The organism is Flavobacterium sp. P1_E4, assembly GCF_056405915.1.
Window position 1 is genome coordinate 64,419 of record NZ_JBFUBE010000009.1, and the last position, 12,020, is coordinate 76,438.

The 12,020-nt window shown below is 34.8% G+C and carries 9 protein-coding genes; 3 read left to right on the forward strand and 6 right to left on the reverse strand.

Features of this window, described 5'->3' with window-relative positions; genetic code table 11:
• Window positions 1–43 precede the first annotated feature (43 nt).
• The 3 genes from AC1DY0_RS10615 to AC1DY0_RS10625 form a co-directional block, all read right to left on the reverse strand.
• A complete protein-coding gene (locus tag AC1DY0_RS10615) occupies window positions 44–1,072 on the reverse strand; it encodes an asparaginase (protein ID WP_477188576.1) in 1,029 nt (342 codons plus the stop codon).
• Window positions 1,062–2,198, reverse strand: coding sequence for a 1-acyl-sn-glycerol-3-phosphate acyltransferase (locus AC1DY0_RS10620; protein ID WP_477188577.1), 1,137 nt, complete (start codon window positions 2,196–2,198; stop codon window positions 1,062–1,064). The genes AC1DY0_RS10615 and AC1DY0_RS10620 overlap by 11 nt, the downstream gene beginning before the upstream one ends.
• A gap of 63 nt (window positions 2,199–2,261) precedes the next feature.
• The gene (locus AC1DY0_RS10625) at window positions 2,262–3,041 is read right to left on the reverse strand and encodes a TatD family hydrolase (RefSeq protein ID WP_477188578.1); all 780 of its coding nucleotides are present in this window, start codon (window positions 3,039–3,041) and stop codon (window positions 2,262–2,264) included.
• 150 nt (window positions 3,042–3,191) lie between these two features.
• Here AC1DY0_RS10625 and AC1DY0_RS10630 point away from each other — a divergent pair, with 150 nt between their 5' ends.
• A complete protein-coding gene (locus AC1DY0_RS10630; RefSeq protein ID WP_477188579.1) occupies window positions 3,192–3,629 on the forward strand; it encodes a retropepsin-like aspartic protease in 438 nt (145 codons plus the stop codon).
• Window positions 3,630–3,680: 51 nt separating this feature from the next.
• Window positions 3,681–6,566 (forward strand): T9SS type A sorting domain-containing protein, encoded by a 2,886-nt coding sequence (locus AC1DY0_RS10635; protein WP_477188580.1) that lies wholly within the window; start codon window positions 3,681–3,683, stop codon window positions 6,564–6,566.
• A gap of 75 nt (window positions 6,567–6,641) precedes the next feature.
• On the opposite strand, the gene odhB is transcribed toward AC1DY0_RS10635, so the two are convergent.
• Together odhB and AC1DY0_RS10645 are read right to left on the reverse strand one after the other, a co-directional pair.
• Window positions 6,642–7,868: a 2-oxoglutarate dehydrogenase complex dihydrolipoyllysine-residue succinyltransferase gene (gene odhB / locus AC1DY0_RS10640; RefSeq protein WP_477188581.1), complete on the reverse strand. Its 1,227-nt coding sequence runs from the start codon at window positions 7,866–7,868 to the stop codon at window positions 6,642–6,644.
• 87 nt (window positions 7,869–7,955) lie between these two features.
• Window positions 7,956–10,727, reverse strand: a complete 2,772-nt coding sequence (locus AC1DY0_RS10645; protein WP_477188582.1) for a 2-oxoglutarate dehydrogenase E1 component — start codon at window positions 10,725–10,727, stop codon at window positions 7,956–7,958.
• A 119-nt stretch (window positions 10,728–10,846) separates the two neighbouring features.
• Between AC1DY0_RS10645 and AC1DY0_RS10650 the strand changes: the two genes are divergently transcribed.
• On the forward strand, window positions 10,847–11,398 hold the full coding sequence (locus tag AC1DY0_RS10650; RefSeq protein ID WP_477188583.1) for a hypothetical protein: 552 nt from the start codon (window positions 10,847–10,849) through the stop codon (window positions 11,396–11,398).
• Between the two features lie 178 nt (window positions 11,399–11,576).
• Here the strand turns inward: AC1DY0_RS10650 and AC1DY0_RS10655 are convergent, their stop codons facing one another.
• Window positions 11,577–11,930: a hypothetical protein gene (locus tag AC1DY0_RS10655; RefSeq protein WP_477188584.1), complete on the reverse strand. Its 354-nt coding sequence runs from the start codon at window positions 11,928–11,930 to the stop codon at window positions 11,577–11,579.
• Window positions 11,931–12,020 lie beyond the last annotated feature (90 nt).

Here is a 12,020-nt window from a genome sequence, read left to right on the forward strand (position 1 = left end):
AGAACATTAAAAAAAATGAATTTCGGAAATAAAAAAATCAATATTATTGCATTTCTCCCCTTAACGACGTTTCGAATACATTTTTGAAGTCTGACGAAGGTATATTTTGTCCCAATAAATACATTAATTTGGTAATTGCAGCTTCAGTTGTAATATCTTTTCCTGAAATAATTCCCAGTTTTTTCATTGTGGTACTCGTTTCATAATGTCCCATGCTAACACTGCCTATCGAACATTGTGTAACATTAACAATATGTAAACCTCTATTTATTGCATTTTGCAAAAGCGCCAAAAACCAATCTTCAGTGGGTGCATTTCCAGCTCCGTATGTTTCGAGTACAATTCCTTTTAAACTTTCAATATTTAAAATTGCAGAGAGTACTGTTCCACTTATTCCCGGAAACATTTTGATGATTGCTACATTATTGTCCAAATGCGTATGAACTTTTAAAGAAGCTCCATCATTTGAAGGTAAAAACAATTCCGAATTTATTTTTAAATGCACTCCGGACTCCACCAAAAAAGGATAATTAGGAGAAATAAATGCCCTGAAATGTTCAGCATTTATTTTGACCGTTCTATTTCCACGGTATAATTTGTATTCAAAATAGAGGCAAACCTCTTTAATTAACGGTTTCCCATTTTCTTGTAAAGAAGCAATTTGAATCGCCGTAATTAAATTTTCTTTAGCATCGGTTCTCAAATCCCCAATAGGTAATTGAGAGCCTGTAAAAATGATAGGTTTCGAAAGATTTTCGAGCATAAAACTCAATGCCGAAGCTGAATACGACATGGTATCAGACCCATGAAGTACCACAAAACCATCAAAATTGGTATAATTATTCTCAATTGTACGAGCAATTTCGGCCCAATGCTCAGGGTTCATATTCGAAGAATCAATAGGATTTTCAAATGAAAAAGTATCTATCTCGCAATCCAGTAATTTTAATTCGGGAATATTATGAAGGAGTTTGCTAAAATTGAAAGCCTTAAGTGCTCCCGTTTCAAAATCCTTTCTCATACCAATCGTTCCACCGGTATAAATCAAAAGAATTTTAGACTTAGAGTTCATCGACATATTTCAATTTATTGACAACTGGATTCGCGTACATATCCAAAAACCCTTGTTTGGCAACTGGATGTTCATGATCAATTCTCATCTCTAAACGTCGCTCAAAAAGCAATTTTTCATTTTCGGTATATAAATGAGAAAATCTATTCGAACAGTTCAAAATATCATAAGCAATAAAATTGGTAGTCCACAATTTGTAATTAGCCAAAATGGAATCGTCAATCACTTGTGCCAATGCTTGCACTTGTTTGTTTGTAGTATCTACGTTTTTAATAATATCATCTATCTCAGTATCGAGAACATCACCTACGTGTATATGTATTCTTTTCTTTTGCCCAATGATTCCACTTAACAAAGTCTTGAAATCTTCGTTTTTTTCTTTCTTGTAAATTTCATTATTTGCTTCAGCCAATAACTGTGGCATTTTTAAAGCATCTGTTGGATCATATTCGTATGAAATGGAAACCGGAACAATCTTAATTTTCTTAAAGTAGTCCATTATGTTAGGTTCATCAGATCCCATGGCAATCATTTTCAAAACCCCAGGATTGGTCTCGTCATTTCCGTCTTTGGTTCTTCCCTCACGTTGTGCAATCCAAACCGAACGATTTTCATGCAACAACAACTGAGCCATATATTCAGAAAGCAATTTGGAACTCACCAGCAATTCTCTTGGTGATAATCCACGCTGAACCAAAAAATTTCTGTTTAGTTTTGCTAATGTTTTTAAAAAAGATTTTTTAACCAAATTATCACCAATAGCCGATGAAGTCATATCCAAACCATGCTCAAACAAAGAAGAATTCAGCAAAGTCGTATCTAGAACGATATCTCTATGATTTGAAATAAAAAGATAAGCAGTGTTTTTTTCTAACTTTTCAAAACCAGATGTGGTTAAACCCTCCGAGCTTTTCTCCAACACCTGTTGCACTCCATAATAAATAAAGTTGCATTGAAAATCACGAATAGAATGAGTTTTGCGAAGCTGTTCTTTCCAAATTTCATCTTCTGTTCCAGGAAAACAAAAGTTCATCAAAGCTTTCATCATCGGATGATCAATAACTTTTATTATTCCTTCGTTTATTTCGGAATCATAAAAAGACCTAATCGCATCAAATTTATTCATTTTGGTTTTCAATTTAGTTGGACAAAAGAACAAAAAAAATATTAAAGTTACAGAAAATCGATATTAAATACCGAATATTTCTGCAGAATTATCGGTTGTTACGGCTGCTATCTCATTTGCCGAAAGGCCATATATTTGAGCTAATTTATCGACAACATTTATTAAATAGCTGCTTTCGTTGCGTTTGCCACGATAAGGAATTGGAGCCAAATAAGGAGAATCTGTTTCCAAAACAATATGTTTTAAATCGATTTTATTCAAAAATTGATCTATTTTTCCATTTTTAAAAGTAACAACCCCACCTATTCCCAATTTCATATTATAGGATATCGCTTGTAAAGCCTGCTCATAAGTTCCAGAGAAACAATGAAAAATTCCAAACAATTCAGGTGATTTTTCCTCTTCCAAAATTTCGAATATTTCATCAAAAGCCTCACGACAATGAATCACTATGGGAAGTTTATATTGTTTTGCCAGCTGAATTTGTTTTCTAAAAGCGATTTGTTGTTCGGGCAAATGCGTTTTATCCCAATATAAATCAATCCCTATTTCACCAATTGCAACAAACTTTCTTTTAGTCAATTCGGCTTCAACCTGACTTAATTCCTCTAGATAATTATCCTTAACATAAGTAGGATGCAAACCCATCATCAAGAATACATTATTAGGGTAATCTCGTTCCAAATCATACATACTCTGAGTATAAGTAGAATCTATCGCTGGAACAAAAAAACGTGTAACACCATTATCAATGGCTCGTTGCATCATTTCGCTTCTGTCCAAATCAAATTCTTCTGAATATAAATGGGTATGGGTATCGGTAAGTATTGCCTTTGTTTCCAAGTGTAAAATTTAATGCTGCAAAATTACTCTAAAAAGCGGGCTTTCCAAAAAAAGGAGTTTCATAAAGAGCCATTTGATTTTTTAGGGAACAAATAATGAAACATAGCCAGTATAACACTATTTTTACTTTACAAACAATTCATTTCCAATATGAAGAATTTACACGAAAAGTTAAAGAAGGTAGATTACAAAAAAATAAAATTTAAAGTCACCAAGACACAACACCTTTTGATTAAAGCAAAAATCAATGGCGTAAAAGGAAATTTCATACTGGATACAGGCGCTTCCAACAGCTGTGTGGGATTTGAAAGCATCGAGCATTTTGCATTGGAAGCCAAAAATTCCAAAACCAAAGCTTCGGGTGCAGGAGCAACAGGCATGTTAACACAAATATCCTCCGATAACAAGCTAAAATTGGGCAAATGGAAAAACAACAAACTAGATCTCGTTATTTTCGACTTATCACATGTCAATGAAGCCTTATCCCATTATAAAGTAAAACCTGTACATGGCATTATTGGTGCAGATGTTTTGATGAAAGGCAAAGGAATAATCGATTATTACAATCATTGTCTTTATTTAAAGTAAGAAAACTTTTTTAGTTATATTTGCTGATCAAGTTTTAACAAATCTATTACTATGAAAAAAACTCTACTTTGTTTTCTATTCTTACTTACTACTGTTTTTCATGCTCAAGTCACCGATGTTTCAATTTGCGCGGGCGAGCCTTTAAATCTGACTTCGCTAAATGCAGATTTCATTGGCAATTTTAATCCTGCTGAAACCACTATAAGTTATCATTTAAGCCTGGATGATGCATTAAATAATACTAATGTAATTGTAAACCCAACCAATTATATTGGCGCTCCGGGTACAACAAAAATTTATGGAAGAATTAATAATAACGGAAATATAACAACGAATTATTTTGATCTCACTGTATTCCCCTCTATTAATGTATCGGCTTCCAATAAACCAATTCTATGTAAAGGAGACTCTACTTCGTTAACAATTAATGTCTCTGACGAAAATCGTCAATATCTTTACTCAATAAACAATAGTGCTTATACAAGTAACAATTACTACGATAATTTACCCGCTGAAATTTACACTATACAAGTCTTAGATATTATTACTGGTTGTGCAAGTACAATTAACTATACAATATCGACACCAACGGCTTTAAACACAACTGCATTGATTGATGTTCAAACGGCAATTATTACTACAACTGGAGGAACTATACCTTATCAATACTCCCTAGACGGCATTAATTATCAAGCTAGTAATATTTTTCCAAATTTAACTCCAGGAGACAATACTTTTATAGTAAAAGATTACCAAGGTTGTACAGCAATGTTATCTGCAACGATCTTACCTGCTTTAACTTCTGTGGCAACTATTACCAAAGAAATAGATTGCGATAGTAATGGCTCAGTAATGATCACTAGCACTGGTGGAAAAGCTCCATATATGTATTCAATAAATGGAGGAGCAACATACCAAATGAATAACACTTTTAACAATCTAACTGCTGGAACATATACTACCACTGTAAAAGATGCTCTTAATACCATAAATCAAACAAACACAATTACATTAGCACCACCAACATCTGTAACTGCAATCGCAGTGATCACTAAAGCTACCAATTGTGGAGAAAGTGACACCGTGACTATTAGTGCAACTGCAGGAAAAACACCTTACCTCTATTCTTTTGATGGCTCTAACACTTTTACATCTGTAAATACTGCTACTGGTTTAACTGCTGGGGATCATTCTTTATTTGTTAAAGACGCTAATGGCTGTTTAGCTCCTTTATCTGTTGTTATTACACCTTCTTCTTCTTTGTCTGCGACTTTTACGACCACGAACCCATACTGCTCACAAAGCAAAGATGGAAAAATAACTTTAACAGCAACTGGAGGAACAGAGCCTTATACATATTCAATAGGAAATGGTTATGTTTCAAGTAATCTTTTTAATAATCTATCTGCCGGATATTATAATGTAAGCGTAAAAGATGCTATTGGATGTCTATATACTATGGTTGCAGCCATTGTAGAACCTACTATTTTATCAATGACCGTAAGCACTACAAACTCAACAACAAGTGCTGATGATGATGGAACTATAACACTTAATGCTACGGGAGGAGTTGCTCCTTATACTTATGCAATAACATATAATAACGGAACACCACCTATTTCATTTCAAAATTCTACAATTTTTACAGGCTTAAAAGCAGGATCATACGATGTCTATGTGAAAGATGCAAACGGATGCATCTACTTTCAAACGAATACTATTACAGCTAACAACCCTAATTCACTTGTAGTTAGCATTGATGTTACACCAGTAACATGTAATAATTCTACTGGAATAATAACTATTCAAGCTACAGGAGGCATAGACCCATATCAATATTCGTTGGACAATGGGATTAATTATACTTCTTCAAATGTTTTTACTGGTTTGACATCTGGAATTTATAACATAAACGTTCGTGATACTAACAACAATACAACTTCAATGGTTGCAGTAATAACTCCTGTGAATGCTCCTGCCGTTTCAGCAACGGTTAATTCAAGTGTACTTTGCAAAGGAGACAATACAGGCTCAATAACAGCTAATGTAACAGGTGGACTCGCTCCATATACTTATTCTCTAGACAACGGGCCATATATAAATGGCAACAGCAGTATGATTTTTACTAATTTGTACGCTGGTACACATAATATAACTGTGGAGAGCACTAATGGGTGCCTCACAACAACTCAAGTTATTATTTCAGAACCAGCTACTGCATTAATGACTGTCACAACGGTAAAAAATCAAACTATTACTATCAATGCATCAGGCGGAGCTGGTAATTACAGATATGCAATATCACCTAATTTAGATATATTTTCAACGAACAATATTTTCTCAGGATTAACTCCGGGATCTTATATCGTTAATACTTCAGATGTGAATGGATGTTATATCACGATGAATGCCTTAGTTGATCCTCCGGCTCCTTTAATAAATGGTCAAATCAAATTGACTCTGGAATTTAAGCCTGGACAAACTCTAGCCGATCTTATCATTGATGGTCAAAATATCAAATGGTACATCAATCAGGACCCTTTGGCTGGAAAAACGAGTAAAACAAGCGAAGTTCCTTTGCCATTAACAACAGTTATTGTAGATGGAACTACCTATTATGCCTCCCAAACCATAAACGGAATTGAAAGTACAGAAAGAATGGCTGTAACTGTAAAATCAAACACATTAGGCACAGACGATTTGACTATCAAAAATTTCTCTTATTATCCAAATCCAGTGAAAAACGTTTTGACAATTTCGAATACTTCGAATATCGATGAAGTTACCTTTATCTCCATTAAAGGAGAAACACTTCTGACTAAAAAAATAAACGGTCTTCGTTCCGAAATTGACTTATCCAATTTCTCAAAAGGTGTTTATTTTCTAAAAATAAAATCTGAAGGAGCAGAAAAAACAGTGAAGCTGATAAAAGATTAATCTCAAATTCCATTAACAAAAAAATCCGCCTCGTTTGAACGAGACGGATTTTTTTTATTTTATGAATTTGTTAAATTACAATTCCAATGCTTTTTTAGCATTACCACCCATCAACAATTCTAATGGGTTTTCTAAAGCTTCTTTTACAGCAACCAAGAAACCAACAGACTCACGACCGTCGATAATTCTGTGGTCATAAGAAAGAGCCACATACATCATTGGGTGAATTTCCACTTTCCCGTTTACGGCAATTGGACGCTCGATAATGTTGTGCATTCCAAGGATTCCAGATTGAGGAGGATTGATAATTGGCGTAGATAACATACTTCCAAAAACACCACCATTAGTAATCGTGAACGTTCCTCCAGTCATATCATCAACTGTGATTTGTCCATCACGAGCTCTTAAAGCCAATCTTTTGATTTCAGCTTCAACTCCACGGAAAGTCAAGTTTTCAGCGTTACGAACTACAGGAACCATTAATCCTTTTGGTCCAGAAACTGCAATAGAGATATCTGCAAAATCAAAAGCAATTTTATGATCACCATCCATCATAGAGTTTACGTCTGGATACAATTCTAATGCTCTTGTAACAGCTTTAGTAAAGAATGACATATATCCTAAACCAAGTCCGCCATGTTTTGCCTTGAACGCATCTTTGTATTCGTTACGAATCAAGTTGATTGGCGTCATGTTTACTTCGTTGAAAGTCGTCAACATTGCTGTTTCGTTTTTGGCAGCAACCAATCTTTCAGCTACTTTACGACGCAACATAGATAATTTCGTTCTTTCAGTACCACGAGAACCACCAGTTGGAGTTCCCATAGAAGGCACAGCATTTACTGCATCATCCTTTGTGATTCTTCCAGCTTTTCCAGTTCCTGTAACAGTAGCTGGAGCTATGTTTTTCTCTTCCAATATTTTTTTAGCAGCTGGAGACGGAGTCCCTGCAGCATAAGAAGCAGCAACAGGAGCCGCTTTTGGCGCCTCAACTTTTACTTCAGCTTTTGGAGCTTCTACCGTTTTAGCAACTTCAGCAACTGGTGCTGAACCAGATGGTTTTGCCCCATCTGTATCTATAAGACAAACTACTGCTCCAACAGCAACAGTATCTCCTTCTTCCGCTTTTAGCGTGATAATTCCACTTACTTCTGCTGGTAATTCAAGAGTTGCTTTGTCCGAATCAACCTCAGCAATAGCTTGGTCTTTTTCTACATAATCTCCATCCTTTACTAACCAAGTTGCAATTTCAACTTCTTTGATTGATTCCCCTGGTGATGGAACTTTCATTTCTAAAATCATCTTATTCTTTGTTTAAAGTTTAAATTGTTTAAAGTTTCATGTCGTTCATTTACAAACCTGAAACTTTAAACTTGAAACAATTCTTAATTATCTAAATAAATTTTTGTCGAATACCATCCTGATAGCATCTGCATGACGACGTTTTGCTCTTGTATAACTTCCTGATGCTGGTGCTGCATACGCTTTTAATGAAGCCAATCTCCATTTGATAAAGTCGAAATTCATCAGCATAAAGCTGTAAGCTCCCATGTTTTTAGGCTCTTCCTGTGCCCAAACATAATCGTCAGCGTTTGGATATTTAGCAATAATCGCTTTGATCTGTTCAGCTGGGAAAGGGAATAACTGCTCGATACGAACAACCGCTACATCATTTCTTCCATTGTTTCCTCTTTCGGCAACAATATCATAATAGAATTTACCTGTACAGAAAACCAATGTTTTTATGTCTTTTTTGTTTACTGTTTCGTCATCGATAGTTTCCTGGAAACTTCCTTTTGCTAATTCTTCTACAGTAGAAACACATCTTGGATCACGCAACAAACTCTTTGGAGAGAATACCACTAAAGGCTTACGGAAAGTCGTTTTCATTTGCCTTCTCAACAAGTGGAAGAAGTTGGCTGGCGTTGTACAGTCGGCAACATACATATTATGTCTGGCGCAAAGCTGTAAGTAACGCTCCATTCTTGCAGAAGAATGCTCTGCTCCCTGTCCTTCGTATCCGTGCGGCAATAATAAAACAATACCGTTTTGATTGTTCCATTTGTCTTCACCACAAGAAATATACTGGTCAATCATAATTTGAGCTCCATTGCTGAAATCTCCAAATTGTGCTTCCCAAATAGTTAATGCATTTGGATTTGCTAAGGCATAACCATAATCAAAGCCAAGAACACCATACTCAGATAAATGTGAATTGAAAATACCAAAGTTTCCTTTTTTGTTTTCGATAGCGTTCAATAAAATTACTTCTTCTTCAGAATCTTCTACTTTAACTACAGCATGCCGGTGAGAGAATGTACCACGCTCTACGTCCTGGCCTGAAATTCTAACATCAAATCCTTCACTCAAAAGAGAACCGTAAGCTAATGTTTCGGCAGTTCCCCAATCAACTGTATTATTATCATATCCTGCTTTTCTGTCAGAAACAATTTTGGTTATTTTGTTAATGAATTTTTTATCAGATGGTAAAGTCGATACTGTTTTGATAATAGAATCTAATGATTTTTTCGCAAAAGAGGTATCTACTTTTTGAAGCATCACATCATCAGAAACCTGGTTGAATCCTTTCCATTCATTCTGCATAAACGGAGTAATGATTGTCAGACCTTTTTTGCGGGAGGCTTCTAAATTTTCTTCAAGATCTTTTTTGTATTCTTTCTCAATTGTATTTACATAATTAGCATCAATAACTCTTTCTGACAAAAGTTTTTCAGCATAAATATCTCTAGGATTTTGATGTTTTGCAATGATTTTATATAAAACAGGTTGTGTAAAACGAGGTTCATCACCTTCGTTATGACCGTATTTTCTGTATCCTAATAAATCGATAAAGACGTCACGTCCATACTCCATTCTGTAATCCAACGCAAAAGACATAGCATGTACAACAGCCTCTGCATCATCTGCATTTACGTGTAATACTGGCGAAAGTGTTACTTTGGCAACATCTGTACAATAAGTAGAAGAACGAGCATCTAAGTAATTAGTGGTAAAACCAACCTGGTTATTGATTACGATGTGAATTGTACCGCCTGTTTTGTATCCGTCTAGCAATGACATTTGAATGATTTCATACAAAATACCCTGCCCTGCAATTGCAGCATCACCGTGAACGGCAATAGGCAAGACTTTAGAGAAATCATCTGCGAAATACTTATCTTGTTTTGCTCTTGTAATTCCTTCGATTACTGCACCTACTGTTTCAAGATGCGAAGGATTTGGAGCCAAATTGATGTTTATTTTTTTACCCGATTTAGTTACTTTATCGGCAGTAAGACCTAAATGGTATTTTACATCTCCGTCAAAGTATTCCTGATCGTAGTCTTTTCCGTCAAATTCACCGAAGATATCTTGGGTTGATTTTCCAAAAATGTTAGCCAAAACGTTCAAACGTCCACGGTGAGCCATACCCATCACAAACTGCTCTACTCCTTTTTCCGCAGCTTTTTCAATCAAAGCATCAAGCGCTGGAATTACAGATTCTCCTCCTTCTAATGAGAAACGTTTTTGCCCTACATATTTGGTATGCAAAAAGTTCTCGAAAGAAACTGCTTGATTTAATTTATTTAAGATTGTTTTCTTTTCCTCAACAGAGAAATTAGGCTGGTTATTGTTTACGCCCAATTTGTCTTGAATCCATTTTACAACACCAGGATTCCTGATATACATATATTCAACCCCAATATACTGACAGTAAATAGCTTCAAGGCGCGCTACAATATCTTGCAAAGAACACGGAGGAACACCAATTACCTTAGCTGCATCAAAAACAGTTGAAAGATCAGCAGTTGTTAATCCGAAGTTTTCAATATCCAAAGTCGGACTATATGTTCTACGGTCACGAACTGGATTTGTTTTAGTAAATAAATGTCCACGTGTGCGGTATCCATCAATTAATTTTAAAACATTGAATTCTTTTTGCAGTTTATCCGAAACCAAACTGCAGTCAGTATTGCTCTCCACATACTCAACAATTCGCTGAACTGGATTTTCATCATTATAAGTAGTCATTCCAAAGTCAAAACCTTGGAAAAAACTTCTCCAGCTTGGTTCTACGCTATCTGGATTTTCTAAATATTGATCGTATAATTGAGCAAAAAATTCTGTATGAGCTGCGTTTAAAAATGAAAACCTATCCATAATATTGTTATTGAATATACTTTTGTTAAATAGTTCGGCAAAAATACAATAAAGCAAATTATTTAAATCTATTTTTTTACGTACTTTTACGTAAAAATTTGTTAAAAAAAGCCTGAAGTATGAAAAAATCAACCTTTTCTTCCCTAACAAAGTATCTTTTCATCTTTTTTACCCTGTTCTTTTACGAAAACGTAATAGCTCAATACCAGCAAACTCCTCAATCGAGAAGTCCGTTTTGGAATAATGTACAATTTGGAGGCGGATTAGGATTAAGTTTTGGCAGCGGATACACTGAAATCTCTGTTGCCCCGAGTGCAATTTACAATATAAACCCTTATCTTGCTACTGGTATAGGTCTTCAAGCTAGCTATGTTTCTTCAAAAAATTATTACGACTCAGGGATTTACGGGGCCAGCATACTCACCTTCATTAATCCGATTCCACAAATTCAGCTGTCCATAAATTTAAATCAATCCTATGTTAATAATCATTACGAAGCCTATAATGGCTATAGTGGTTATACCGATAATTTCTGGAATACTGCTTTGTTCCTTGGAGCGGGTTATCGAACAGGAAATGTAACCGTGGGACTTGCCTATAATGTATTGTATGACGAAAATGACAATGTATATGGCGATGCGCTTATGCCTTTTGTGAGAGCTTATTTTTAAAGATTTCTGATTAGCGATTTTAGACCCAAGAGATAGCGAACTGGCGAAGCAATTCAGATTAAAAAAAGGGTCAAGTCTACTTATCGCTTATTCAACCAACAAAGAAAATTTAATAAAACCATAATATTTTAAAACGATTACAATCCTCAATCAAAAATCGTTAATCATCATTCTAAAATCATTTATATTTATTCCTGAACCACACTTTTTGCCATTCTCTTTTTAAGACTAAGAAAGCAACTTGTTCTGCAAGAATCACTAAATCGGAACCATCCAGTTTTTTAATTTCGTCTTCGGAAACATCAATGATATAAAGCAAATTGAGGTACTCAGCAAATTTGTACTGAATGAGTCTATATATTTTTTCGTGTAATTGAATTTTCAATTCATCTGGAGTAATACTTTTTGGAAAATCAATTGCTTCGTTGGCCAAATTAAAATCCTTATTCAATTGAGTAATCAAATTGAGATAAAGTGTTTCATTGGTTGCTTCCTGGAGCAGTAAATCGGTATTTATTGGCGCTACAAACATATTTTCAATTTCAAAATTCAGTTTCAATGGCAAAATTCAATGGCAATGGCAAAATTCAAAAAATTAATATTGTAATTGTAATTGAATTTT